Origin of the sequence: Enterobacter sp. BNK-13, assembly GCF_048685015.1 — a bacterium.
Lineage (GTDB): Bacteria > Pseudomonadota > Gammaproteobacteria > Enterobacterales > Enterobacteriaceae > Enterobacter > Enterobacter quasiroggenkampii.
In genome coordinates this window covers 2,590,252-2,614,599 of the sequence record NZ_JBLQTP010000001.1, presented here as the reverse complement: position 1 = coordinate 2,614,599, position 24,348 = coordinate 2,590,252, and the positions used below count along the sequence as shown (strand labels likewise).

General features: G+C 51.9%; 35 protein-coding genes and 3 tRNA genes. 25 read left to right on the top strand and 13 right to left on the bottom strand.

Annotation, left to right across the window (positions count from 1 at the left end; genetic code table 11):
• The first annotated feature begins 45 nt into the window (after positions 1-45).
• The 6 genes from fliZ to sdiA all read left to right on the top strand — a co-directional run bounded on the left by fliZ (position 46) and on the right by sdiA (position 4,960).
• Positions 46-597 (top strand): flagella biosynthesis regulatory protein FliZ, encoded by a 552-nt coding sequence (gene fliZ / locus ACMGGQ_RS12755; RefSeq protein WP_008500339.1) that lies wholly within the window; start codon positions 46-48, stop codon positions 595-597.
• Between the two features lie 86 nt (positions 598-683).
• Complete coding sequence (gene tcyJ, locus ACMGGQ_RS12750) at positions 684-1,484, top strand: cystine ABC transporter substrate-binding protein (protein ID WP_045908169.1); 801 nt, start codon at positions 684-686, stop codon at positions 1,482-1,484.
• Between the two features lie 106 nt (positions 1,485-1,590).
• Positions 1,591-2,577 carry a D-cysteine desulfhydrase gene (gene dcyD, locus ACMGGQ_RS12745; protein ID WP_420290120.1) on the top strand — a complete coding sequence of 329 codons (987 nt, stop codon included), beginning with the start codon at positions 1,591-1,593 and terminating at the stop codon, positions 2,575-2,577.
• A gap of 21 nt (positions 2,578-2,598) precedes the next feature.
• Positions 2,599-3,267 (top strand): cystine ABC transporter permease, encoded by a 669-nt coding sequence (gene tcyL / locus ACMGGQ_RS12740; RefSeq protein WP_014884380.1) that lies wholly within the window; start codon positions 2,599-2,601, stop codon positions 3,265-3,267.
• Positions 3,264-4,016 (top strand): L-cystine ABC transporter ATP-binding protein TcyN, encoded by a 753-nt coding sequence (tcyN, locus tag ACMGGQ_RS12735; protein WP_008500343.1) that lies wholly within the window; start codon positions 3,264-3,266, stop codon positions 4,014-4,016. The genes tcyL and tcyN overlap by 4 nt, the downstream gene beginning before the upstream one ends.
• A gap of 221 nt (positions 4,017-4,237) precedes the next feature.
• Positions 4,238-4,960 carry a transcriptional regulator SdiA gene (sdiA, locus tag ACMGGQ_RS12730; protein ID WP_045908171.1) on the top strand — a complete coding sequence of 241 codons (723 nt, stop codon included), beginning with the start codon at positions 4,238-4,240 and terminating at the stop codon, positions 4,958-4,960.
• 66 nt (positions 4,961-5,026) lie between these two features.
• Here sdiA and ACMGGQ_RS12725 read toward each other — a convergent pair whose 3' ends face one another.
• Positions 5,027-5,251, bottom strand: a complete 225-nt coding sequence (locus ACMGGQ_RS12725; RefSeq protein ID WP_420290119.1) for a DUF2594 family protein — start codon at positions 5,249-5,251, stop codon at positions 5,027-5,029.
• 467 nt (positions 5,252-5,718) lie between these two features.
• Between ACMGGQ_RS12725 and uvrY the strand changes: the two genes are divergently transcribed.
• From uvrY to ACMGGQ_RS12695, 6 genes are all read left to right on the top strand, one after another.
• Positions 5,719-6,375: a UvrY/SirA/GacA family response regulator transcription factor gene (gene uvrY / locus ACMGGQ_RS12720; protein WP_008500346.1), complete on the top strand. Its 657-nt coding sequence runs from the start codon at positions 5,719-5,721 to the stop codon at positions 6,373-6,375.
• Entirely contained in the window at positions 6,372-8,204 is a 1,833-nt protein-coding gene (gene uvrC / locus ACMGGQ_RS12715) for an excinuclease ABC subunit UvrC (RefSeq protein WP_126533632.1), read from the top strand. The genes uvrY and uvrC overlap by 4 nt, the downstream gene beginning before the upstream one ends.
• A 56-nt stretch (positions 8,205-8,260) precedes the next feature.
• Positions 8,261-8,809, top strand: a complete 549-nt coding sequence (gene pgsA, locus ACMGGQ_RS12710; protein ID WP_008500348.1) for a CDP-diacylglycerol--glycerol-3-phosphate 3-phosphatidyltransferase — start codon at positions 8,261-8,263, stop codon at positions 8,807-8,809.
• A gap of 152 nt (positions 8,810-8,961) precedes the next feature.
• Positions 8,962-9,037, top strand: a tRNA-Gly gene (locus tag ACMGGQ_RS12705).
• 46 nt (positions 9,038-9,083) lie between these two features.
• A tRNA-Cys gene (locus tag ACMGGQ_RS12700) sits at positions 9,084-9,157 on the top strand.
• 11 nt (positions 9,158-9,168) lie between these two features.
• Positions 9,169-9,255 (top strand) — tRNA-Leu (locus ACMGGQ_RS12695).
• A 126-nt stretch (positions 9,256-9,381) separates the two neighbouring features.
• Here ACMGGQ_RS12695 and ACMGGQ_RS12690 read toward each other — a convergent pair.
• The 11 genes from ACMGGQ_RS12690 to ACMGGQ_RS12640 form a co-directional block, all read right to left on the bottom strand.
• Positions 9,382-10,392: a tyrosine-type recombinase/integrase gene (locus tag ACMGGQ_RS12690; protein WP_420290118.1), complete on the bottom strand. Its 1,011-nt coding sequence runs from the start codon at positions 10,390-10,392 to the stop codon at positions 9,382-9,384.
• Positions 10,392-10,619, bottom strand: a complete 228-nt coding sequence (locus ACMGGQ_RS12685; protein WP_016063584.1) for a DUF4224 domain-containing protein — start codon at positions 10,617-10,619, stop codon at positions 10,392-10,394. Before ACMGGQ_RS12685 ends, ACMGGQ_RS12690 begins: the two co-directional genes overlap by 1 nt.
• A 33-nt stretch (positions 10,620-10,652) precedes the next feature.
• On the bottom strand, positions 10,653-10,922 hold the full coding sequence (locus tag ACMGGQ_RS12680; RefSeq protein WP_032675115.1) for a hypothetical protein: 270 nt from the start codon (positions 10,920-10,922) through the stop codon (positions 10,653-10,655).
• Positions 10,923-10,988: 66 nt separating this feature from the next.
• Entirely contained in the window at positions 10,989-11,327 is a 339-nt protein-coding gene (locus ACMGGQ_RS12675; protein ID WP_199006198.1) for a hypothetical protein, read from the bottom strand.
• On the bottom strand, positions 11,327-12,142 hold the full coding sequence (locus tag ACMGGQ_RS12670; protein WP_420290117.1) for a hypothetical protein: 816 nt from the start codon (positions 12,140-12,142) through the stop codon (positions 11,327-11,329). Before ACMGGQ_RS12670 ends, ACMGGQ_RS12675 begins: the two co-directional genes overlap by 1 nt.
• The gene (locus ACMGGQ_RS12665; protein ID WP_420290116.1) at positions 12,139-12,561 is read right to left on the bottom strand and encodes an HNH endonuclease; all 423 of its coding nucleotides are present in this window, start codon (positions 12,559-12,561) and stop codon (positions 12,139-12,141) included. Before ACMGGQ_RS12665 ends, ACMGGQ_RS12670 begins: the two co-directional genes overlap by 4 nt.
• Positions 12,562-12,563: 2 nt before the next feature.
• Complete coding sequence (locus ACMGGQ_RS12660) at positions 12,564-13,094, bottom strand: ead/Ea22-like family protein (RefSeq protein WP_420290115.1); 531 nt, start codon at positions 13,092-13,094, stop codon at positions 12,564-12,566.
• Positions 13,091-13,729: a hypothetical protein gene (locus ACMGGQ_RS12655; RefSeq protein WP_420290114.1), complete on the bottom strand. Its 639-nt coding sequence runs from the start codon at positions 13,727-13,729 to the stop codon at positions 13,091-13,093. The genes ACMGGQ_RS12660 and ACMGGQ_RS12655 overlap by 4 nt, the downstream gene beginning before the upstream one ends.
• Positions 13,726-14,553, bottom strand: a complete 828-nt coding sequence (locus ACMGGQ_RS12650) for a chromosome partitioning protein ParB (protein ID WP_420290113.1) — start codon at positions 14,551-14,553, stop codon at positions 13,726-13,728. The genes ACMGGQ_RS12655 and ACMGGQ_RS12650 overlap by 4 nt, the downstream gene beginning before the upstream one ends.
• A complete protein-coding gene (locus tag ACMGGQ_RS12645) occupies positions 14,553-14,912 on the bottom strand; it encodes a hypothetical protein (RefSeq protein WP_420290112.1) in 360 nt (119 codons plus the stop codon). The genes ACMGGQ_RS12650 and ACMGGQ_RS12645 overlap by 1 nt, the downstream gene beginning before the upstream one ends.
• Before the next feature lie 1,002 nt (positions 14,913-15,914).
• Positions 15,915-16,574, bottom strand: a complete 660-nt coding sequence (locus ACMGGQ_RS12640) for a LexA family protein (RefSeq protein WP_185807072.1) — start codon at positions 16,572-16,574, stop codon at positions 15,915-15,917.
• 92 nt (positions 16,575-16,666) lie between these two features.
• Here ACMGGQ_RS12640 and ACMGGQ_RS12635 point away from each other — a divergent pair, with 92 nt between their 5' ends.
• The 13 genes from ACMGGQ_RS12635 (at position 16,667) to ACMGGQ_RS12575 (ending at position 23,628) form a co-directional block, all read left to right on the top strand.
• Positions 16,667-16,864 carry a Cro/CI family transcriptional regulator gene (locus ACMGGQ_RS12635; RefSeq protein ID WP_016530206.1) on the top strand — a complete coding sequence of 66 codons (198 nt, stop codon included), beginning with the start codon at positions 16,667-16,669 and terminating at the stop codon, positions 16,862-16,864.
• A 25-nt stretch (positions 16,865-16,889) separates the two neighbouring features.
• Positions 16,890-17,360: a YmfL family putative regulatory protein gene (locus ACMGGQ_RS12630; protein ID WP_063417610.1), complete on the top strand. Its 471-nt coding sequence runs from the start codon at positions 16,890-16,892 to the stop codon at positions 17,358-17,360.
• Between the two features lie 240 nt (positions 17,361-17,600).
• Complete coding sequence (locus ACMGGQ_RS12625) at positions 17,601-17,813, top strand: DUF4222 domain-containing protein (RefSeq protein ID WP_073961580.1); 213 nt, start codon at positions 17,601-17,603, stop codon at positions 17,811-17,813.
• Entirely contained in the window at positions 17,770-18,687 is a 918-nt protein-coding gene (locus ACMGGQ_RS12620; RefSeq protein ID WP_420290111.1) for a conserved phage C-terminal domain-containing protein, read from the top strand. The genes ACMGGQ_RS12625 and ACMGGQ_RS12620 overlap by 44 nt, the downstream gene beginning before the upstream one ends.
• 4 nt (positions 18,688-18,691) lie before the next feature.
• Complete coding sequence (locus tag ACMGGQ_RS12615) at positions 18,692-18,859, top strand: hypothetical protein (protein WP_420290110.1); 168 nt, start codon at positions 18,692-18,694, stop codon at positions 18,857-18,859.
• A gap of 30 nt (positions 18,860-18,889) precedes the next feature.
• Positions 18,890-19,186, top strand: coding sequence for a hypothetical protein (locus ACMGGQ_RS12610; RefSeq protein ID WP_420290109.1), 297 nt, complete (start codon positions 18,890-18,892; stop codon positions 19,184-19,186).
• Between the two features lie 65 nt (positions 19,187-19,251).
• Positions 19,252-20,382 (top strand): DNA-methyltransferase, encoded by a 1,131-nt coding sequence (locus tag ACMGGQ_RS12605; protein WP_420290108.1) that lies wholly within the window; start codon positions 19,252-19,254, stop codon positions 20,380-20,382.
• Positions 20,379-20,606: a hypothetical protein gene (locus ACMGGQ_RS12600; protein WP_420290107.1), complete on the top strand. Its 228-nt coding sequence runs from the start codon at positions 20,379-20,381 to the stop codon at positions 20,604-20,606. The genes ACMGGQ_RS12605 and ACMGGQ_RS12600 overlap by 4 nt, the downstream gene beginning before the upstream one ends.
• Complete coding sequence (locus ACMGGQ_RS12595) at positions 20,603-20,923, top strand: LexA family transcriptional regulator (RefSeq protein ID WP_420290106.1); 321 nt, start codon at positions 20,603-20,605, stop codon at positions 20,921-20,923. The genes ACMGGQ_RS12600 and ACMGGQ_RS12595 overlap by 4 nt, the downstream gene beginning before the upstream one ends.
• Positions 20,920-21,309, top strand: a complete 390-nt coding sequence (locus ACMGGQ_RS12590) for a RusA family crossover junction endodeoxyribonuclease (protein ID WP_023338483.1) — start codon at positions 20,920-20,922, stop codon at positions 21,307-21,309. The genes ACMGGQ_RS12595 and ACMGGQ_RS12590 overlap by 4 nt, the downstream gene beginning before the upstream one ends.
• 84 nt (positions 21,310-21,393) lie before the next feature.
• Positions 21,394-22,050, top strand: coding sequence for a phage antirepressor KilAC domain-containing protein (locus ACMGGQ_RS12585; RefSeq protein ID WP_420290105.1), 657 nt, complete (start codon positions 21,394-21,396; stop codon positions 22,048-22,050).
• On the top strand, positions 22,047-23,036 hold the full coding sequence (locus ACMGGQ_RS12580; RefSeq protein ID WP_420290104.1) for a DUF968 domain-containing protein: 990 nt from the start codon (positions 22,047-22,049) through the stop codon (positions 23,034-23,036). The genes ACMGGQ_RS12585 and ACMGGQ_RS12580 overlap by 4 nt, the downstream gene beginning before the upstream one ends.
• A gap of 13 nt (positions 23,037-23,049) precedes the next feature.
• Complete coding sequence (locus ACMGGQ_RS12575) at positions 23,050-23,628, top strand: DUF1133 family protein (protein ID WP_420290103.1); 579 nt, start codon at positions 23,050-23,052, stop codon at positions 23,626-23,628.
• A 73-nt stretch (positions 23,629-23,701) separates the two neighbouring features.
• Here ACMGGQ_RS12575 and ACMGGQ_RS12570 read toward each other — a convergent pair whose 3' ends face one another.
• A complete protein-coding gene (locus tag ACMGGQ_RS12570; RefSeq protein WP_420290102.1) occupies positions 23,702-24,343 on the bottom strand; it encodes a hypothetical protein in 642 nt (213 codons plus the stop codon).
• Positions 24,344-24,348: the final 5 nt, after the last annotated feature.

The window sequence follows — 24,348 nt, the reverse complement described above, 5'->3', positions numbered from 1 at the left end:
TCACCTTAAAAATGCCGCACAACGTATTGACAACCAGGAGTTATCATGACGGTGCAGCAATCAAAAAGACGGCCTTTAAGCCGCTACCTGAAAGACTTTAAACACAGCCAGACGCATTGCGCCCACTGTAACAAGTTACTCGATCGTATCACGCTGGTTCGCCGTGGCGAAATCGTCAATAAGATCGCGATTTCGCGCCTCGACACGTTGATGGACGAAGCAGCATGGCTCGAAGAGCAAAAAGAGTGGGTGGCGCTTTGCCGTTTCTGTGGCGATCTCCACTGCAAAGAGCAAAGCGACTTCTTCGACATTATCGGCTTCAAGCAATTCCTGTTTGAACAAACGGAGATGAGCCACGGCACCGTTCGCGAATATGTGGTTCGCCTGCGTCGCCTCGGACAACATCTGACCGTGAACAACATTTCCCGCGATCTGCTGAAAACCGGTTATCTGGACGAGAACCTGGAGCCGTGGCTGCCTGCGACCAGCACCAACAACTACCGAATTGCGCTGCGCAAGTATGCACAATATAAGGTACAAATGCCGGGTGCCATAAAGCAGAAAGCCCACGCCGGAACAACTTCTGATATATATTAAAAAAGAATAAGATGTAGCGCAGTCGCCTTTGACGTTGCAGGCGATTTCTCTACACTACGTAAAAATTCCACTATATCGGGGTATTTATGAAATTTGCACTTCTGGGTCGTCAGGCGCTGATGGGTGTTATGGCCGTTGCGCTGGTTGCAGGCATGAGCGTGAAAACGTTCGCCGCAGAAAACCTGCTGAATAAAGTGAAAGAGCGCGGTACGCTACTGGTCGGGCTGGAAGGAACCTATCCTCCGTTCAGCTTCCAGGGCGATGACGGTAAGCTGACCGGTTTTGAAGTGGAGTTTGCTGAAGAGCTGGCGAAACACCTCGGCGTGAAAGCGTCCCTGAAACCGACCAAATGGGACGGTATGCTGGCGTCGCTGGATTCGAAACGTATTGATGTGGTCATCAACCAGGTCACCATTTCTGACGAGCGTAAGAAGAAGTATGACTTCTCCACCCCGTATACCGTATCCGGTATTCAGGCGCTGGTGAAGAAAGGCAACGAAGGTGGGATTAAAACTGCCGCGGACCTGAAAGGGAAGAAAGTCGGTGTCGGTCTGGGAACCAACTACGAAGAGTGGCTGCGCCAGAACGTGCAGGGCGTAGATATCCGTACCTATGATGATGACCCGACGAAGTACCAGGATCTGCGCGTGGGCCGTATCGACGCCATTCTGGTTGACCGCCTGGCGGCGCTGGATCTGGTGAAGAAAACCAACAACACCCTGGCGGTCGCGGGTGATGCGTTCTCTCGTCAGGAATCCGGTGTGGCTGTTCGTAAAGGTAACGAAGACCTGGTGAAAGCGATTGACGCGGCGATTGCGGATATGCAAAAAGACGGCAGCCTGAAAGCGCTTTCCGAGAAGTGGTTCGGGGCAGACGTCACGAAATAAGTTTCGGACGTAAAAAAAGGCGCTTTTAAAAGCGCCTTTTTTATTTCTTACGCTTCTGCGTGCATAATGAAAAATATCACATTTTATCAGAGTTACCGGAGCATCCATGTCACTACAGAATTTAACGCGCTTTCCTCGCCTGGAGTTTATCGGCGCGCCGACGCCGCTGGAGTATCTGCCGCGATTTTCTGATTATTTAGGGCGCGATATTTTTATTAAGCGTGATGACGTGACGCCCATGGCGATGGGGGGCAACAAGCTGCGCAAGCTGGAGTTTCTGGCGGCGGACGCCCTGCGTGAAGGCGCGGATACGCTCATTACTGCCGGGGCCATCCAGTCCAACCACGTTCGCCAGACGGCGGCCGTAGCGGCGAAACTTGGGCTCCACTGCGTGGCGTTGCTGGAAAACCCGATTGGCACGCGGGCTGAAAACTATCTCACCAACGGTAACCGCCTGCTGCTGGATCTGTTTAACGTGCAGGTTGAGATGGTTGACGCGCTGACCGACCCGAGCGCCCAGCTCGATGAGCTGGCGACGCGTCTGGAAGCGCAGGGGTTCCGCCCCTACGTTATCCCCGTCGGCGGGTCGAATGTGCTGGGTGCGATGGGGTATGTGGAAAGCGCGCTGGAGATCGCGCAGCAGTGCGAGGGCGCGGTAAGTCTTTCCTCCGTGGTGGTCGCGTCCGGCAGTGCGGGCACCCATGCCGGGCTGGCGGTGGGGCTGGAGCAACTGCTGCCGGACGTCGAACTGATTGGCGTGACGGTGTCCCGCAGCGTCGCGGATCAGAAGCCAAAAGTGGTTACGTTACAGCAGGCGGTCGCAGAGCAGCTGGAGCTGAAGGCAAAGGCCGATATTCTGCTCTGGGATGACTATTTTGCGCCGGGTTACGGCACGCCGAACGAAGAGGGAATGGAAGCGGTGAAACTGCTGGCGCGACTCGAAGGCATACTGCTCGATCCGGTCTATACCGGCAAAGCGATGGCCGGACTGATCGACGGCATTGCGCAAAAACGCTTTAAGGATGAAGGGCCGATTTTATTTGTCCATACCGGCGGAGCGCCTGCGCTGTTTGCCTACCATCCTCATGTCTAAAAATCAGGTCGAAAAATAATAATGCAAGAAAGTATTCAACTGGTTATTGATTCTCTGCCGTATCTGCTGAAAGGTGCGGTATTTACGTTACAGCTTAGTATCGGCGGGATGTTCTTTGGGCTGGTTCTGGGATTTGTGCTGGCCTTGATGCGCATGTCGCCCATCCTGCCGGTGCGCTGGCTGGCGCGCTTTTATATCTCCGTGTTTCGCGGTACGCCACTTATCGCCCAGCTCTTTATGATTTACTACGGCTTACCGCAGTTTGGAATCGAGCTGGATCCGATCCCGGCGGCGATGATTGGCCTGTCGCTCAATACCGCGGCGTACACCTCCGAAACCCTGCGTGCGGCCATCTCCTCCATTGACAAAGGGCAGTGGGAAGCGGCGGCCAGTATCGGGATGACGCCCTGGCAGACGCTGCGCCGCGCCATTCTGCCGCAGGCGGCGCGCGTGGCGCTTCCGCCGCTCAGCAATAGCTTTATCAGCCTGGTGAAAGATACCTCCCTGGCGGCAACGATTCAGGTTCCGGAGCTTTTCCGTCAGGCACAGCTCATCACCTCCCGTACGCTTGAGGTCTTTACCATGTATCTGGCCGCCTCGCTGATTTACTGGGTGATGGCGACAGTGCTCTCTGCTCTGCAAAACTATTTCGAAAACCAGCTTAACCGCCAGGAGCGTGATCCAAAATGAGTGCAATTGACGTCAAAAACCTGGTGAAAAAATTCCACGGTCAAACGGTGCTCCACGGGATCGATCTGGAGGTCGAGCAGGGCGAAGTGGTGGCGATTATCGGACCGAGCGGTTCGGGAAAGACGACGCTGCTGCGCAGCATTAACCTGCTTGAACAGCCGGAAGGCGGTACCATCCGGGTCGGGGAGATAACGATTGATACCGGGAAATCCATCAGCCAGCAGAAAGGGTTGATTCGCCGCCTGCGCCAGCATGTCGGCTTTGTTTTCCAGAACTTCAATCTTTTCCCACATCGTACGGTGCTGGAGAACATCATTGAAGGACCGGTTATCGTTAAAGGTGAGCCCAAAGAGGAAGCGACGGCGCGGGCTCGCGAACTGCTCGCCAAAGTTGGGCTGGCAGGAAAAGAGACCAGCTATCCGCGTCGCCTCTCTGGCGGCCAACAGCAGCGCGTGGCGATAGCGCGTGCGCTGGCGATGCGCCCTGACGTGATCCTGTTTGATGAACCGACCTCTGCGCTCGATCCGGAACTGGTGGGTGAGGTGCTGAACACCATTCGCCAGCTGGCACAGGAGAAACGTACGATGGTGATCGTGACCCATGAAATGAGCTTTGCGCGCGATGTCGCTGACAGAGCCATCTTCATGGATCAGGGGCGGATTGTGGAGCAGGGGCCAGCGAAAAGCCTGTTCGCTAACCCTCAACAGCCGCGAACCCGTCAATTCCTTGAAAAATTCCTTATGCAGTAGCATTTTTGCACGCATTTGCTCCAGAAATTTACTCTGGAGCAAATTATTCTCCCTCTGGACGAGGTCCCCTGTTTTTTTATTCCATCCGGATCGGATAAACCTTATCGATAGTAAAGTTAATTGTGCTATTGCCGATATTTTGTGGTTAGAAAAAAGTTTTCTGTGTTAGCTTATATTCACCATAATAATGATTATCTGTTCAGAGGCTTCATTTAGTAAGTATGAAGGATTTAGACTTTTTCACCTGGCGACGGGAATGCTCCCTCCGGTTTCAGGAATTGACCTGTGCCGCCGAGGTATATCAGGAGCTGGAGCGTCAAACTCAGGCGCTGGAATTCGATTATTATGCGCTCTGTGTGCGCCATCCCGTGCCATTTACGCGCCCTAAGATCTCCCTGCATACCACTTACCCAAAACTGTGGATGGCGCAATATCAATCCGCGAACTATTTCGCGATCGATCCGGTTTTAAAACCGGAGAATTTCATTCAGGGGCATCTCCCCTGGACAGACGCATTATTCGCTGAGGCGCAGGAATTATGGCATAGCGCCCAGGACCACGGTTTACGCGCCGGAATAACGCAGTGCCTGATGCTGCCGAATCATGCGCTCGGCTTCCTGTCTGTTTCCCGTAGTCGCGTACAGGAAGGGCCATTAGCCCATGAGGAAATAGAACTGCGGTTGCAAATGCTGGTGCAAATGGCTTTAACCTCCCTGATGCGTTTTGACCATGAGATGGTCATGCCGCCCGAAATGAAATTCAGCAAGCGCGAGCGTGAAATTCTGAAATGGACTGCGGAAGGGAAGACGTCAGCGGAAATAGCGATCATCCTCTCGATCTCAGAGAATACCGTTAACTTCCATCAGAAGAATATGCAGAAGAAATTTAACGCGCCCAATAAGACTCAGATCGCGTGCTATGCGGCGGCAACGGGACTGATCTGACTCCGTAAAACGTTCTGCGTGACAGACGAGCGAACGGCTGAATGCACTGCATCCAGCCGTTTTTTGTTACTGGCGGTAGGCTTGCTTGATTTGCTTAACGGTGTTAGCAAATACCGCTGATTCAGCCTGTTCTTCCATCTCCGCGATTTGTTTTTCCATTTTAATGATCACACGGCCGGCATCAGCCTGGCCCATCGCCTGCAGCATCAGCGTCAGCAGTGCCTTCAGGCAGTTTACTTCCTGTGCCAGTTCCTGGTTATTCTCCGCAGTGGCAAATTCAGGTGTGCTCATTTATTTTCCTCATTATTAAACGGCGCTAGAGCGCGACGACGAAAGTCAAGGCGGCGGAGTATACCACAAGCTAACGCAAAAAATGCAGCGGTTGTTTTTCGTACTTTTACGCGGGTGTTTAATTGCGTAAACAGATCGTACCGGTAAACTCAACCAAGTTAATGACTATTAATTGTTTAGGTCGGGTCCGCTTGCCGTTAATTATTGTTACAAAAAGTTGTTCCCTGTTTTTGTGCAGGTTAAGGCAGCACGTTTTTTTGTAACTTTTTGAATACAGATGATTAAAAAAAGCCGCAAGAGCCCTAAAAACACGGGCTCTCTTTCCACCGCCTGTACAGGCTAATTTCCAAAAACGAGAGCAAAATCGAATAGCCGGTTTTTATAACGTTTTAATCTTGTCATGAAAACCGTTAATATAAACCAAATTATCACTCAGTAGCGTTATCCCTATTCTGGAGACATTTCCTTTGATCAACGTCCTTCTTGTTGATGACCACGAACTGGTGCGCGCAGGGATACGACGCATTCTTGAAGATATTAAAGGTATTAAAGTTGCCGGTGAGGCATGCTGTGGTGAAGATGCGGTAAAATGGTGCCGTACTCACTCCGCCGATGTGGTGCTGATGGATATGAACATGCCCGGTATCGGTGGTCTTGAGGCAACACGCAAAATCGCGCGTACCTTTGTAGACACCAAAGTCATCATGCTGACCGTGCATACCGAAAATCCACTGCCCGCGAAAGTGATGCAGGCGGGGGCCGCGGGTTACCTGAGTAAAGGTGCTGCACCGCAGGAAGTCGTCAATGCTATCCGTTCCGTGTTTGCCGGACAGCGTTACATTGCGTCCGACATCGCTCAGCAGATGGCGCTGAGTCAGATCGAGCCTGAGAAAACCGAATCACCGTTTGCCAGTTTGTCCGAGCGTGAATTGCAGATTATGCTGATGATCACCAAAGGTCAGAAGGTGAATGAGATCTCGGAACAACTGAATCTCAGCCCGAAAACGGTAAACAGCTATCGTTATCGGATGTTCAGTAAACTGAACATTCATGGTGACGTCGAACTGACGCATCTGGCCATCCGACATGGTTTGTGTAATGCGGAGACGTTGTTAAGTCAGTGAGTGATGTGTTCGATTCAAAAGCATTTCTGAAAACCGTAACCAGCCAGCCTGGCGTCTATCGCATGTATGACGCTGGCGGTACGGTTATCTATGTGGGGAAGGCTAAAGATCTTAAAAAACGCCTTTCCAGCTATTTTCGCAGCAACCTGGCCTCCCGTAAGACCGAAGCGCTGGTCTCACTCATCCAGAATATTGATGTCACCGTCACGCACACGGAGACAGAAGCGCTGCTGCTTGAGCACAACTATATTAAGCTGTACCAGCCGCGCTATAACGTTCTGTTGCGCGATGATAAATCCTATCCGTTTATCTTTCTGAGCGGCGACACCCATCCGCGCCTCGCCATGCACCGTGGTGCAAAACATGCGAAGGGTGAATATTTCGGACCGTTCCCCAACGGCTATGCCGTGCGTGAAACGCTGGCGCTGCTGCAAAAAATCTTCCCGATCCGCCAGTGTGAAAACAGCGTTTACCGTAACCGCTCGCGCCCGTGCCTGCAGTACCAGATTGGACGCTGCCTGGGGCCGTGCGTGGCCGGGCTGGTGAGTGAAGACGAGTATGCCCAGCAGGTGGAGTATGTGCGCCTGTTCCTGGCCGGTAAAGACGATCAGGTGTTAACGCAGCTGATCGCGCGGATGGAAAAAGCCAGCGCCGCACTCGAGTTCGAAGAGGCCGCGCGTATCCGCGATCAAATCCAGGCGGTGCGCAGAGTCACGGAGAAACAGTTTGTCTCGAATACCGGTGACGATCTCGACGTGATCGGCGTGGCCTTTGACGCCGGGATGGCCTGCGTGCATGTGCTGTTCATACGCCAGGGCAAAGTGCTCGGCAGCCGCAGCTATTTCCCGAAAGTGCCTGGCGGTACCGAACTGGGTGAAGTGGTGGAAACCTTTGTCGGCCAGTTCTATCTGCAGGGGAGCCAGATGCGCACGCTGCCTTCTGAGATCCTGCTCGATTTTAATCTTGACGATAAAACCCTGCTGGCCGATTCGCTCTCTGAACTGGCGGGGCGCCGGGTCAATGTACAAACCAAACCGCGCGGCGATCGTGCGCGCTATCTGAAGCTGGCGCGAACCAACGCGGCAACGGCGCTGAGCACGAAGCTGTCGCAGCAGTCGACGGTGCACCAGCGTTTAACGGCCCTGGCGGCGCTGCTGAAGCTGCCGGAAGTGAAACGGATGGAGTGTTTCGACATCAGTCATACGATGGGGGAACAGACGGTCGCGTCCTGCGTGGTGTTTGATGCTAACGGTCCGCTGCGCGCCGAGTATCGCCGCTATAACATCACCGGCATCACGCCGGGCGATGACTATGCGGCGATGAATCAGGTGCTGCGTCGTCGCTATGGTAAAGCCATAGAAGAGAGCAAGATCCCGGATGTGATCCTGATTGACGGCGGGAAAGGGCAACTCGGCCAGGCGAAAGCGGTATTTGAATCGCTTGATGTCAGCTGGGATAAACACCATCCGCTGCTGCTGGGCGTCGCAAAAGGGGCCGATCGTAAGGCCGGTCTGGAGACACTGTTCTTCGAGCCGGAAGGTGAGGGCTTCAGCCTGCCGCCGGACTCTCCGGCGCTGCACGTCATTCAGCATATTCGCGATGAATCGCACGATCACGCCATCAGCGGTCACCGTAAAAAACGGGCGAAGGTGAAAAACACCAGCTCACTCGAGACGATCGAAGGCGTGGGGCCAAAACGTCGCCAGATGCTGCTGAAGTATATGGGCGGATTGCAAGGATTACTCAACGCCAGCATGGAGGAAATTGCAAAAGTGCCGGGTATTTCGCAAGGGCTGGCAGAAAAGATCTACTACTCGTTGAAACATTGAGGGCTCTGTAGCAACATAGAGCTAAATTTTACTGACAACAAATAGTTACCGTCACTATGCAATATAATATCCCTACGTTGCTCACTCTTTTTCGTGTCGTACTCATTCCGTTCTTCGTGCTGGCGTTTTACCTGCCGGTTGTCTGGGCACCCTTTGCCTGCGCATTGATCTTCCTTATCGCAGCGGTAACAGACTGGTTTGATGGCTACCTTGCGCGCCGCTGGAATCAAAGCACCCGTTTCGGCGCCTTCCTCGATCCGGTGGCGGATAAGGTGATGGTCGCGATTGCGATGGTGCTGGTGGCTGAGCACTATCATACCTGGTGGGTGACGCTGCCCGCGGCAACCATGATCGGCCGTGAGATTATTATCTCTGCGCTGCGCGAGTGGATGGCGGAACTGGGGAAACGCAGCAGCGTGGCGGTCTCCTGGATTGGAAAAGTGAAAACGACGGCGCAGATGGCGGCGCTGGTTTGGATGCTCTGGCGTCCGAACGCCTGGGTTGAGTGGGCGGGGATTGGCCTCCTGTGGGTGGCGGCAGTCCTGACGCTGTGGTCAATGCTGCAATATTTGAACGCTGCGCGCGGGGATTTGCTTGATCAGTGATCGTTTCGCCGTAATTTTCAGCAAACGATCCGGGGATGCAAAAAATAACGTTGACTCATAACGTCATATCAGTAGAATGCAACGCATCGAACGGCGGCACAGTCAGCCGGACGATAATGAAATCAAGTGGTTAGACATTTACTTGATGACATGCGGGAATAGCTCAGTTGGTAGAGCACGACCTTGCCAAGGTCGGGGTCGCGAGTTCGAGTCTCGTTTCCCGCTCCAGATTAAAGACATGCGCAGTAGCGGGTGTCAGTTTGAAAAGTTTTACGGCGCGTTAGCAAAGCGGTTATGTAGCGGATTGCAAATCCGTCTAGTCCGGTTCGACTCCGGAACGCGCCTCCACTTTCTTCCCTGGCCGGATGGTGGAATCGGTAGACACAAGGGATTTAAAATCCCTCGGCGTTCGCGCTGTGTGGGTTCAAGTCCCACTCCGGCTACCATGGGAAAACTAGAATAAAATCAATGATAAGCAGTGTCGTATAAACCACCGAAAGGTGGTTTTTTATTGCTTATTTTCCGCCATTCGCCATTGTTTCGCCATTCGACTTCGCCATAGAAAGAGGGCATTACTGCCCCCCAACCACCGGGACTACAGATATTTTGCGGTTATATCGTGCAGTCTGCGAAGCATTTTTGTGGCCCGATATTTCCTGTTTTTCATGCAGCGTTCCTTCCAGATCAGATATCCCTTTAGCTTTCAGGTCATGGAACGTGAAGTTAAATTCGAGCTCAGGAAATTTTTCTGCGGCTAACTTTTTCGCCTTCATCCACTGAGCATTAAAAGCATCACGTGTATAACGAGAACCAGACTGCTGGTGGATTACGTAAAGGCTCACCATACCACTATTTAAAGGCAGAGAATCAGCCAGGGTGACCGCATTTGACAGGCGTACTATCCACGCCTTTATCTGACTCACTGCCGTCTTGCTTTGCTGAATTAAAATCCCTTCATCCAGTATCTGACTCTTTTTAAGATCCAGAATGTCTCCCTGGCGTGCGCAGCATAAATAGGCCAACTCCATGGCAATCTTCACTGGTACCGACGAAACGCTGAAGAGTGCATCATATTCTTTGTCCGTCACGTACCGGGTGCGCGCCTGCTCTTTAAACTGCTTCACACCCTGGCATGGATTCATTTTCACTTTGCCGCGCTCATATGCCCACCTGAACACCCTAGACATAAAGGCTTTCTCCCGGTTCGCCTGAACTCTGCTCTTAACCCCCCTCTTATCCATATACTTTCTGATGTGCTCTGGCTTGATATTTTCTGTTTTCATTTTTCCGAAAACGACATTTACCTTTGAACCATATTTCCGGTAATCCTTTCTGGTCTCTGTTGCCAGCTCATGGAAGTCACCAGAGTTAAAAAACTCTTCGCATAGGGCATGGAAATTGGAACCAACCTTGATATCGTTGATGAAGTTTTCATAGGCTGACCAGACCTGAGACTTGGTTAGATCGTGGTTGCACAATCTGACTGTTCTTCCGTCAGGGGTTCTGAACTCATATGCTGATTTGCCCCGGCGAACGCGGGGCGGCATCCAGTTATCATCTGGGTTTTTGCGGATTCTGGGCATTACATGTCCTTAAAGTTTGGTTCTTCTTCCTCTGGATTGTTCACTACCAGCTTTAGGCCTGCAGGGTTGGTTACATGATCCCATGTAGTTCCTGGCCTGCCGTCTTTTCGTGGCACGAAAAATACACCGCTCTCTTTCAGCGCGCGACACTGAAGGGAAGGGCGACGATAACCAGTAAGCTGATAGAGGTCATCAGGGGTAAGAAAACGTTGGCTTTGTCCGCTCATCGTATAGCTCTCCACTTAACCGGCTGCACCCGGCTATCTCTTATAGAAAATGCAAGATGAGCAACCACCACGGAGCCCATCATTGCAGGTACGACATCTTTTTGTTTCGGTGTAATAGAGCTGGTGGACCATCTCCTTCGGCATGAGAACCGGCATCGGCACGCGGATAACCAGCTTTTTGAGCCTGTCGATTTCTCCGGCCAGTTCAAGCAGGCGGGAGCGACAATCCTCCGCCTCCTCTCGCCACCAGGCTACGTCGGCTTTGAGGCGGCGCATGCGCCGCTGTTTGAGTTTGCTCACCATGGCAGCCACCCCATACCCTGAAGTGCACTGATGACCAGCAGCACGAAAATTACTGCGTCGAATGGGTTAGGCATCATCCACCTCTGGCTTTTTGAAATTAGCCTCAATGGACTCACCAAGGCGCTTTAACCAATCAGCCAGTTTAAGCGCCGCTTCTTCCGGAGTTTTCTGCCCGGGGAAATCAGTGATGATGATGCTGGCTTGATGATTGCCAAAACCATCCCTGTTTATCACCATTCCCTGCTCAAGCACCGTCTGCTGGTTGCTGTGCTTTACGTAGTAACGAGCCTCAGAGTTTCCAGTGCTACGCTCTTTGACGTAAGAGACAAGCTCCACCTCAGTGGTAACAGTTTTTCCTTTCGCATCCTCGACGCGCTGAATCATTGCCCTGAAAGTGTCGGCCATCACTTCATCTCCGACTTCGGCGCTGCTGATATCATCGCCGCCCAGCACAACTTAGCCCGGTGCGCCGCCTGCTGACATCCACTCATGGCGTCGTATGCTTCCCATTCCTTCTCATCGCTAAAGCTCTCATCTGGCTCAGATTCAAAGCCTTGGACGATCATATCCTCTGTCGGCTCGACCGGCACAGCAACCCAGCCATCTGGCACCGCTCTTTTCACGCCTGCATCGAAGCACTCACGCTGCGTCATCGTGTAGCCTGGATAATCCGGCATTACTGCAGTCTCACCCGGACCTACCGGAGCCGGCGGTGCCGCTTCAAGTTCAGCAATGTGATTCCTTTGCCAGTCGACGAAATCAGTCAGTGATTCGACGTTGTACTTTTCGCAGAGTGCGTCATGAATTGCGGCTTTGCGCTGAAGTTCGGTGTCGGCACCCTGAAGCATGGCGGCGCAGTGGTTCCACCAAGCAGCTCGAATGATGGCATCACCAATACTCATGTCGGGGTTCTGACGACACAGTCCCTCCCAGTGCTGGACGGGAAGAGCTACCGGCGCTGGCGGGGCTGTGTATACAGCAATCAGATCCTCGCCGGGGTTGCGCCACATCCATTCGCGTCTCGCGACTCCAGCCTGAAAGTTTCGGAATGCCTGTGGGTCTGCATATGCCACAGCCTCCGCTTCGAGCGATGCCAGCGCCAGTTTCATCGCAGCCAGCGTGTTGCTGTCGTCTTCGTCCAGGCCGAACGGGATTTCATCGCGGGCAGCTTCCATGTCGGCAATTTTCTGCTGCAGCCATTGTTTGGTAATAGTGCTCATGATGCCTCTCCTTCCCGATACTTTTCGAACCAGAATACTACTGGCTTCTCCACTACCTCGATAAGGCCGAAACGCTCCGCTGTGCGGAAGTTTATGCAGCTCTTGCGCCCTCGCTCGACCTGAAGAGATACCTGCTTTCTGAACATTTCCAGCGAATAGGACGTTTTCAGTAAGTTGCAGGGCGCACATGCCGGGAATAGGTTTTCCAATCTTTCAGCCTCTGGCCTGTAGAACTCACCCGTCGCTTTCAGTTTGAAGATGCCTTTCGCAGCAGCCTTCATACACTGCTCAGATTTTCGCAGCACCGCCTCAACGTGGTCAGCATGCCAGCCCTTTTCGGGAAGTTCGCAACCACAATAAGCACAGCGACCACCGAACTTCATGCGCAGCTCTGCGCGCTGTTTTTTCGTCAGTGCCATGCTCAATCTCCTTTACCGGCTGCGGCGGCGATCATTTGCAGATATTCGTCTGCATCCTGAACCCATTGACCACCAACGCCGTAATAGCGGTGCGTAACAATGTCGATAGTTGCCATAGGTTCATGCTCAAGTAGCTGGCGCAGAAAGCCTTCGAGGTCGCCAGCGCTATGCTTGATTACCGGAGCCTTTCCGGGATGGCGAACAACGAGGAATTGATTTCCATCTTCACGCACCTCCAGCTCAGCAATCCGCTTCTCTGAGGCTTCCAGCTTTGCCTCAGCCTCTTTCAGCTTCTTTTGCATCCGATCGTGGCCGTCAACGATTTTGCATACCTCACGCTGTATAGTTTCCTCAGACCTTTCCAGCGCCTCGCGAAATACGCGCATGCTGACCACTTTCTGAGGCAGCTCGCTGACGTAATGCAGTGGCGTGAAGAGTTCACGACGAGCCATACGAGCGGCCACGATGAGAATGATGTTTCCTGATTCGCGTGCTGATTCAGCAGTCAAAGCCTGTTTGTCGATGTTGCTCATTGGGCGGCTCCTTTCGTGAATGCTTTGACGAATGCATGGCGATCTTCATCACTGAGAAATGATTGTCTCTCTTCATGCTCTCCGCCTTTGTGAAGCTGGACGGTGGAATCTTCGAGAAACTCTTCCGCATACTCGCCAGATAATCCGTCAGCGGCTGGCAGCACGGAGTTTGCCAATTCTTCTTTGGTGTCCAGAATCATGCGCACCACGTCGAAGACTTCAGCCAGCGGTTTATCAACGAAACCGTGATTGAATGCAGCGGCAAGGCGACTGGCGGCATAGTTGATACCTTCGTTTCTGGCATGCGCACGTACTTCAGCCAGGAAAGCGTCGGTAGCTGGGGTTTTGATAGCGTCAAATTCCTCCATTACTGCCCCAAGCGCCTCTTGCTGGCAAACCACCTCTAGCCGCCCCTGCCAGCCCGTGCCTTCACCGTTCAAGTCGTCATACATCTCGTTCAGCTTATCGCCAAACGCCTTCAACCCCGCATTCTCCGCAGCCAGCGCCGCGCATCTGGCTTCAGACTCGGCCAATTTATTGCGCAGACCATCAGCACAATCATGCGCGCCAATGCGACCTCTCTGGAAAGAAAATCCGCAGTCGCAATAAAAAACATTATTTTTTTCGGTAATCATGACGTTGCTCCATGGCGATGAGCGGAGATAGCTTTGTGCTCGTCGATAATTTCCAGCACTTCTGCATGGACCAATCCTTCGAGAGAGATAACACCTGTGTCGCTTATACCTGCCAGGCTGATCAGCTCTACAAGACGACGCGCTTTCTTAACGCTAATTTCTGGCGCTATAACGCTGCGAGTGACTTTCTTCTTACCTCTGGCAGCAGCAGAAGCTTTGTCCTTCTGAAGAACCTCACCTGCCTTTTCACCGAACTCTTTTACGCGTTCAACGGCCACATCTACTGACACGGACCCAGATTTAACTTCTTTCTGAACGTCGTGGTTTGCTGTGCTAAGTAGCAGGAGCTTTTCGACAGTAGGAACAGACTTGTTGACCAGTTTTGCGATCTCGCTGGTGGTCTGATTGAAGGCGTTATGCAGCTCCTGGATAACTGCAGCCTGTTCCATATCGGAGAGCGGCAGTTGGTTGTTACTGGTCATGATGCGCGCCAGTCGCTGAACATCGCTACCGTTGAACGGCATGATGTGGATGCGGTCCACTGGTTTGCCAGCTTCAGCACAGCGCGCATAGCAGCGACGACGGCGGTGGCCTTCCACAACCCATACGCCACCTTCATCACGGGCGATAACTTCCAGTGGTGGAACTGATCCGCCGTTCATCAGGTAGTTGAACAGGTCATCATCAGCCTGGCGGGTGCGTTCATCGTCTTCACGCTTGTTGAAACCTTCACGAACGTGGATATCGGAAAGAGCGATAAACATTCCGGTATCGGTGCGCTTAATTACACCAGCCTTGGTCATTTGCTTGAATGAGTTAGCCATTAGAGAACAACCTCGTTATTCAGGGAAATTACGACACGAGGCAGCTCACGGAGTTCTCGCTGAGCTTCCAGCAGGTGCATGTTGGTAGGCGTTTTGGTGTGGCGCTCTTCTATGCGGTCGCACTCTTTGGCCCAACTGGTGACATCCTCACGTAGCGTAGCGTTCTGCTGCGCGAGTTCCTTCCGCTGCGCCATCGCTTCACACAGCGCGACGCTGGTATAGTCAAGGCGGTTAGCCAGTTCGTTAACCATCCAACCATAAGCGGCAGGAAGGAGAGGGGCGGCCTTGCGAGCTGCGTCAATAAGCTGCTCTCTGGTCATGCGTGGTTGTAACTCGGTGACGTTCTGTGTGTTCGTCATGGTTAGTTTCTCCGTGTTATAAGCGCTCTGCACAGCGCTGATTTTTGGTTGCACGAATCCCTCGCCGGATGGCGACAAAAATTAAAGGGTTTTCGTTTTAGTAAGCACCCAACCAGGGCACTTAGTGAAACGGGCGGCTGCCACCGCCAGTTAGCTTCTCCACAATTGGGAGCGCGTTCCCCTGAGTTGATTTAACGACTGAGGCCTCTCAAGGAACCGGCTGAACGCGCTTTCAGTTGTGAAAAGGGGCGGTCGACATTAAGGACATTCACAACTGCCGACCGCCAAGACTACACACAGCATCTGGTACAGCTACTACGGTTTACCACGGTCCTAACGTGATGTGGTTGTGATGCCGGAGCCGCTCTCCGGTTCGGCAAAGCTATGCTTACCAGGCTTTATTCACCACAACTGGAAGCGCACTCCGCCAGTTAACAAACCGATCCCCATCACTGAAAGAGGAATGCGCTTTCATGTTGTGTGCCGGTCTTTCCCGGCTGTCAGTTCTTTATTGCCATTTGAACTCATCGGCCTAACGAGTTTTAACGACCTTTCCCGTTTGCATAATCTTGTCGCGGCGGTTATCGCTGCCGAAGCGCCACTGTCCAGGACATTTAAAAGGACCGTCTCCAAGTGGTAACTCTTCCAGTCCCGCTAAGCACCCTGCTAGATGCTTAACGTGATTGGCTGCCCTCGTCTCTTCCGAGGTGTCACACCTGATCGCCACGCTGGTGAAACGTCTCTGGCTGTCGTACACAACTGGCTTGCACATTCCGGCTACCCGCTGGATCTGGATACTGAAAGGAATCCCCGGACCGCTGCGGCACATGTGCCATATACCGTACTGCTTACTACCACACCGGCGCGGGTAACTGTCAGTACCCGTGGTATGATTTAAATGTACCTTTAGTTACCTTTATGGTCAAGCGGTGAATGTACTTTTTGTTACCTTAAGGGGCGAAAAAAATGCCAGAAGGATATCTGGCATTGGAAATGAATAACTTAGATGTTCTGAGTTATCTGAACTACCTTACCCACAATTCGGCAGTTTCCATCTATTTGGATAGGTTTAAATGCAGGATTTAGGGGCATTAAGTACGCGTAAGGGCTATCCCAGACAAGCTTTTTGACCGTTGCTTCAGCTGATCCATCAAGTATCGCCACCACAATTTTTCCATAAAGGTCATCAAGCTGGCCATAATGAGGCTCAACAATAACGATCGAACCTTCTGGAATGGAAGGTAGGCCGTGAGGGTTGGTCATTGACTCACCGCGAACTACCAGGCCGAATACTTCATCAGAAACATTTGCAGTGGTTTGTGTCCATGAAATCACATCAGAAAGCCTTGAGCATGCATAAGTATCAGTCCACATCCCGGCCTGAACAGCTGAGATAATAGGTACTGCCGTTGGTGGCTTAAGGAACGGAACAACTTTAGTATCGTCCTGAGTTTCCTCACCTTGACCGTAAAGAATCCATTCTGGAGTTGTCTGCAGCGCCATTGCCAGCTGGTGGAGGTTCTCACCATCAGGCTTGGTTGTACCGCTCTCCCATTTAGTCACGGAAACACGGCTGACGCCCAAGCGTTTAGCTAGGGTCTGCTGCGTTATGTCGAGCTGAACTCGACGGGATCTTATTCGGTCTTTCATCTCTGTTTTCATGTAACCAATGTTACATTGATTCCTTGTAACTGTTGTTTGCTATTTGATGTACCTTTTGTTACCTTTAAGGCGTGAGTTAATCAGGAGGAACCATGCGTAAATCAGAAGTCATTGAGCACTTCGGCGGTGTATCAAAAACTGCAAGTGTTCTTGGGATTTCCCACCCGGCAGTTTGCCGCTGGGGTGAAGTAATCCCACAAAAGCAAGCGTTCGTCATCGAGCGAATTACGAAAGGCAAGCTTAAGTACGATGCGAGCCTTTATCAAAAGGCTACAGATTCAGCTGCTTGAAAGTAACTACAAAAGGAAAATCAACATGGTAGAGCCAAGCCTGAAAGAAGTAGTGAAAGCGATGTGTAAAGCGTACCCCGGAGGCCGTGAGGCTATGGCCGGTGCTCTCGGAATGTCAGTGACGCAATTTAACAACAACCTGTACGAGAAGAACGGCTGCCGCTTTTTCGAAGTGAACGAGCTGGAGGCGATGGAAGACATTTCAAACACGTCTCTCCTGGCTGATTACTTCGCGCAACGTCGCGGCGCTCTGCTGGTGGAAGTTCCGCAGCTTGAAGACCTCGATCGTGTAGACCTGTTCACCCGGGCAATGAGAACTGCAGCAGCACGCGGTCAGGTTGATCAGATCATTCAGAAGGCGCTGGAAGATGGAGTGATTGAACCGCATGAAGCGGAAGAAATTAACGAGTATCACCGCCGTCATCTGGCTGCGCGTGAAGAAGAAATCCGCGCGATTGTCGCGCTGTTTAGCCGTAAGCAAAGCCAAAAAAAGTGACGCCCGCGAGTGTGCAGCTCCGGGCGTCTTGGCGTGTCGTATTCAGTGGAGAAACTAACGCATGAACAGTTTAAACCGATTGAGACCAGCGAAGCAATTCAGATGCCTTCCGCTGGTGGGAAAAGATTCCCCGTTCGGCTATGTGGAGAGATTAAACGACCAGACTGGTGCGAACAACTACCAGCCTGAGAACGCGATGGTAGAGGCTTTTGCTCAGATGAACGAGAAGGGGCGTGAGGAATGGCTGAAGTTAACCGGCGATTCAAAGACCACTACGGCGTCCCGGTCCGTGTCATCAGATGGGAGCCACAGACTCGACGCGTTATATACCTTCGCGAAGGGTACGATCATGAGTGCTTCAGCCCTCTTGAGCAATTCCAGCGTAAATTTACAGAGTTAAAGGACGACCATGAGCCTGTTGATGCCATCCCGGCCAATAGTGATAAACCCTGACCTTGCATACAGCATTGGCCTGAATGAGGCTATTGCGTTGCAGCAGGTTAACTACTGGCTTAAAGAAACCACCTCCGGACTGGAGCGTGACGGCGTGCGCTGGATTTACAACACCAACGAGCAGTGGCTGGAGCAGTTCCCGTTCTGGTCTGAGTCTACGCTGAAGCGCACATTCACCCGCCTGAAGCAGCTCGGCGTGCTCAAAGTTGAGCAGCTGAACAAGTCTCAGCGCGACATGACGAACTACTACACGATCAACTACGAAAGCGAGCTTTTAGATGAGGTCAAAGTGACCAAATCGAAGAGTTCAAAATGCACTCTTCCATCAGGTCAAAATGAACCGATGGAAGAGGTCAAAGTGGAACGCTCCATCGGTTCAAAACGAACCGCTCTCATCAGGTCAAATTGCACTGATGTTCTTACAGAGAATACAACAGAGAATACTACAGATATTAAAAACCCTATTTGTCCGGTTGCGCCGCAACCAGACGGTGATGTGTTGATCACCGAACAGGCTAAACAGGTTTTAACCCATCTGAACCAGGTAACCAGTTCGCGTTATCAGGTTTCAACAACCTCGCTGCAAAATATTCGTGCCCGAATCGGGGAGGGCTACACCGTTGAAGAATTGTCGCTGGTGGTGGACTACTGTAACGCCAAGTGGAGCGAAGACCTGACGATGGCGGCCTACCTTCGACCACAGACGCTTTTCCAGCCGTCCAAGTTCCCTGGCTACCTGAAGTCAGCGAACAGTTGGCTTAAAGCTGGCCGTCCACCGCGTGTTAACGGTGAGTGGCTCCGTGAAGATGGCGTATTCAAATCCAGTTTTAAGAATACCGATTACAGCAAAATTCCTGACGGTTTCAGGGGGTAAATACATGAGCCTTTTGAAAGATATTCAGATTTTCATCGCCACCAACCCTGGCTTAACGAACAAAGAGATTGCGGCATCAATGCCACAGTACGACGTTCATGCTGTTCAGCGCGGGGTATGCCACCTGGTCAAACTGAATCGCGCTACCCGCCAGCACAACGGCAAGTGCTAGCAGTATTTTGCTAAAGCGCCGGGTGGGGATGTGAGCGAAGGGCGTTCTGCACTGAAAATTAACCGGGCTGACGCACCAGCTGCATCAGAACAGGAAGCCGCACCGAACCCGGTAGTAACCGCGATGATGGAAAAAGCACAAGGCCTCTTTGAAAAGGGGCTCTTCCAGCGTGCGGCTACGGTTCTGATGGAAGCATTCAACCGCTCAAAAGACGAAGAGCAGCGAATGAAGATACTGATTGAGCGCCAGCGCTGCCTGAGCATGGTACCGAAAATAAAAACGCCTACTGACGCATGGTGTCTGGCAGGTCAGGGGAGGAATATCTGATGAAAAACTCACTGGTTTTGGTTCTCTCAATTACTGACACCTTCGATTTTTCAGGGGCTTAATTTATGACCTATCAATTACACGTAGGGCGCTGCGAAGAGGTCCTAAAATCACTACCTGATAACTCCGTTGATGCCATCGTGACTGATCCGCCTTACGGTCTGAGCTTCATGAACCACAAATGGGATTACGACGTTCCCACCGTTGAGCAGTGGCAGGAATGCCTGCGCGTCCTTAAGCCTGGCGGACATCTTATGGCGTTTGGCGGCTCCCGTACATATCACCGGCTTGTCGTTAACGTAGAGGATGCCGGGTTCGAAATCCGCGACCAAATCCTCTGGATTTACGGCAGTGGCTTTCCAAAGTCGCATAACCTCGATGGCGATTTTGATGGCTGGGGAACGGCTCTGAAGCCTGCGCATGAACCGATCGTCATGGCGCGCAAACCTTTCAAAAAAACAGTGTCGGCGAACATGGCTGAGCACGGCACCGGGGCGATCAATATCAATGCCTGCCGCATCCCTACCTACGAGGCGCTAAATGGCGGTGCTGGCGGTTTGCTTTCACACCATCGTGATGGTACCGAACTTGTCGCCGATTACGAGCAGGAACCAGAAGGTCGCTGGCCGGCAAACATCATTCACGATGGAAGCGATGCTGTAGTGTCAGCTTTTCCGGATGCGAAAGGCCAGCAAGGGTCGCTTACCGGAAATGAGCCCAGTTCGAAAATGGGAGCGGCTAATTGCTACGGGCAAATGGACCGGCGACACGAATCAACTCCACGCATCGATAGTAGCAAAAGCGCCGCCAGGTTCTTCTACTGCGCCAAGGTAAAACCGAAAGAGCGCGATGAAGGTCTCGAGAGATTCATTGCGACGTCAGCCAGCGACATGACCGGCGGACGCAAAGAAGGGAGCGTCGGCATAAACGACCCGCGAGCCGGTGCCGGGCGTACCAAAGGTGCGAAAAACAATCACCCCACCGTTAAGCCGATCGCACTGATGTGCTATCTCTGCAGGCTGATTACTCCACCTGGCGGTACCGTGCTTGATCCATGGATGGGTAGTGGGAGTACAGGTAGGGCAGCCACCGAGGAAGGTTTTAACTTCATCGGTATCGACCTGAATCCAGATTACGTAACCATTGCTTCGGCACGAATTGCTCACTCCTTCAAAAAGACGACGGAGGCTGCTTGAAAAAACTATCAATCGAGCAGGAGAACACGCTTCGTGACGTTGCCCGTCAATGCTCAGATGCCATTAAGAAAGCCCTGAAGAAAAAGCCGAAGCCAAGCTGGAACGTCGTTGTACCTCCGATCCTGAAGGAGTACCACGAGAAGGTTAAACCGATGGGCGTCAGCCTGGTGATGTTCAATAGCGTAATCGGACGCCTGAACGGGCGTTATGGAGTCGAGTCATGATCGAATTAACGCCGCGTCAAAGTGAAGTGTATGAAGCTATCAAGGTTCACATTGAAAAGGTTGGCTTCCCACCAACGTTGATAGAGCTTGCAGAACTGATTGGTTGCTCATCGCAAAACGCTGCTGCTGAGCACGTGAAGGCGCTTAAGAAAAAGGGTTACATCTCCATTGCTCCTGGCGTTGCCAGGGGCATTTCCGTTGTCAAAACTGATTGGGTTGCAGATCCGGTATCGATCGTTAGAGACCTTTTATCTGGTGGAGACAAGGCGAGAGATAACGCTGTTGAATGGCTGAAAAAACAGGGAGTGACTTTATGAAACTGGTGCTCCCGTTCCCGCCGAGCGTAAACACTTACTGGCGAGCCCCGAATAAGGGGCCGTTAAAAGGCCGTCATCTTATCAGCGCCAAAGGCAGGGCATATCAAAGCGCTGCCTGTGTGGCTATCGTCGAGCAGCTTCGCTTCCTTCCAAAACCTTCAACAGCACCAGCTGCCGTCGAGATTATGTTGTATCCACCTGACGAACGGCGCCGCGACATCGACAACTACAACAAGGCTCTGTTTGACGCGCTTACTCACGCTGGCATCTGGGAGGATGACAGCCAGGTGCAGAGAATGCTGGTGGAGTGGGGGCCGAAAGTACCCGGTGGACGAGTAGAGATATCGATCAAGAAACATGAACCTCTGGCGGGTGCAGCCGCCTGATAAGTGGAGAAGAGCATGAATCAGATGAATATCACCGTAATGTGTCCGACTCACCACGCCGCAGCTATGGGTCAGCAAATAACGATGTCCAGCCGTGAGATTGCAAAGCTGGTTGACTCGCGCCACAGCAACGTCTGTGTAACCATCGAGCGCCTCATGAATTCTGGCGTAATTGGGGGGTATGCTGCATTGCAGTACACCCACCCTCAGAACCAGCAGGTTTACCACTACTACGAAGTTAACAAGCGAGACAGCTATGTGATCGTCGCGCAGCTGTGCCCGGAGTTTACCGCCCGTCTGGTTGACCGCTGGCAGGAACTGGAGAGCGGGGCCGGGATGGTGGTACCGCAAACACTACCTGAAGCACTTCGCCTCGCTGCCGACCTTGCTGAACAGAAGCAACGCCTGAGTGAAGAACTGGCCATAGCAGCGCCTAAGGCTGAATTTGTTGATCGTTATGTCAAAGCCACTGGCTCAATGACGTTCCGGCAGGTTGCCAAGCTCCTTAACGCCAAAGAACCCGACTTCGCGATGTTCCTCATTGAGAACGGCATCATGTACCGGTTAAACCGTGTTCTTACACCAAAGAGCAAGCACATCGAAGCAGGGCGCTTCGAAGTTAAGACAGGGACCACCAACCAGACTAACTACGCATTCAATCAGTCCCGCTTTACTGCAAAGGGCGTGCGCTGGATTGGCGGCCTGTGGGCTGAACATATCGCTAAGGGGCAAATTGCGTGAAAGCCATACTGACACCTGAAGTCGCGCCAATGTCCGGGGTTGTGCTGTTTCGCCCTGGTAACGAACTGTTGTGGCTGTTTCGTCGTGGCCGGGTAGTGATTGAAACACCATCCGAAGCAATCCAGCATCTGCCATCTGGACTGATTCCTGAAGCACACCAGCCACTGACGGATGATGTCAGTGTGCAGGAGCTTTTCCTGAATGAGAGAGTTATTCAGCGTGCTGGTGGACTGAGTGGCCTTGATGCCTGGCTGGAACGTAAATTCGAATGTCAGTGGCCGCACAACGAATGGCACTCAAAGGACTTCACTCTGCTACGCCACGCCCCCGGCAGCATTCGCCTGTGCTGGGGATGCGATAACCAACTGCGTGAACAAACTACTGAAAGACTGGCAGGAATTGCCATGCAGAACCTGGTAAAATGGCTGCTCGAAAGGGTGAATATCATGCTGGGTTTCAGCGCTGACCACACCCTGACGCTGCCGGAGTTTTGCTGGTGGATGGTACGTAACGATCTGGCTGACCTGATTCCTGAATCAGTGGCTAACCAGGCGCTCCGGATTACGCCTGAATCGCACACCTCAGTGATGCGGGAAAGCGATATTGTTCCCTCATTACCGGCAACTGAAATACTCCAGGAGAAAGTTAAGAAGATAGTCTCGGTGAAGGTCGATCCTGAATCACCGGAATCTTTCATGCTGAGGCCGAAGCGCCGCCGATGGGAGAACGATAAGTACACCCGCTGGGTGAAGTCGCAGCAGTGCAGTTGCTGCAATAACCCGGCAGACGACCCCCACCACCTGATTGGCCACGGGCAGGGTGGAATGGGTACCAAAGCGCATGACCTGTTTGTGATACCGCTGTGCAGAGCGCATCACGATGAGTTGCACGCTGATCCTGTGGCATTTGAAGCGAAATACGGCGACCAGTTGGTGCTGTTATTTCGGTTTTTAGATCGTGCGCTGCAAATCGGCGTACTGGCGTAAGTGGAGACGCAAGATGATCAATCCTTCTGAAGTTGGCAAATCCGGCGAGATGGTTCGCCTTCGCACTCTCGAAAGCATCTGGGTACAGGGTAAGCTCCGCATGTGGGGTCGCTGGTCTTATATCGGTGGAGGCTCTGGAGGAAACATGTTCAACCAGCTGCTTGCTTCCGGGAAAATTACCAAGACCGCAATTAACGATGCACTGCGCCGCATGAAAAAATCCGGCATCACTAAACCTGAGCTGGAAGCATACCTGCGTGAAATTCTCGACAGCAAAAACAAAAGCGGCCTGGCGTTCTGCTCCGACGAAGAGGGCCTTAAGGTGGATGGTGTTATTGCTTCCGTCCTGATGAATGACGACTACCGATCACTTTATGGCGTCATCGTCGACCGCCACCGACTCCGTAAGAGCAAACTGCGGATGGCCAAGGAGCTTAATGCAAAACATCCTAACTGGACCCTCATCACATGCCGACGCCGCATTGACACCTGGATAAGTTTGGCAGAATCGATCCTGTACGCTCCAATTTGTGACGCGTTTGGCACAAATGGCGACAGATTTAAGTTGCATAGTGAGCAAGAAAGTGCTTAAATTGTGTTAAGCTCGGGACGTTAAAGCGAATTGAGCTACAAAACATAAAGAACCCGCTAAGTCGCGGGTTTTTTTATATCTTAATGACCCTGCAATGCTTTATTGCTTTTGGAGCCTTAATAAATATAGGGCTCAAAATGGTATCAACAGGTGTTACGCTCCTTCTTTGCCAGATGGCCCTGTACTCTTTCTGATAAGAATATTTAATATCTTTTGTTTGAGCAGGGTGTAACTTAGCATCTATAAAGTAAGGATATTCCTTATCCATATAAGTGATTTCGCCATGCCATACCATATCACCTGCTGTTCGTCTTATCTTATTCGTCAAGGCATTGATAAATAAAATAGGGTTAAAAATCTCTATGCAAGTGTCGCAATCAAATTCATTCATCGCTTTTCTGCTTGGTTCTGTAGTCATGCAGAAAACATAGAAATCTTCCGAACTGATTTCACGGACTAACTTCATACCAGTTATTGATGATCCAGCGCCTAAATCCATAAAGCCACTGAGAAATGATGATTGAGATTCAGTCATTTCATCAATATACAAAGTCTGGTCTATACCCATAAATGGGAAATGAGAACCTTCTTTTTTATCTCCGATGGCTTCATTGAAAGTCTCGTTTTTTTTGAAATCTAAAAGAGTTCCTATTCTCAATGTTCCATTCTGGAAAAACATTTCCGCATGCTCTGATTTTATGTATTTGTAAAGCAAATCTC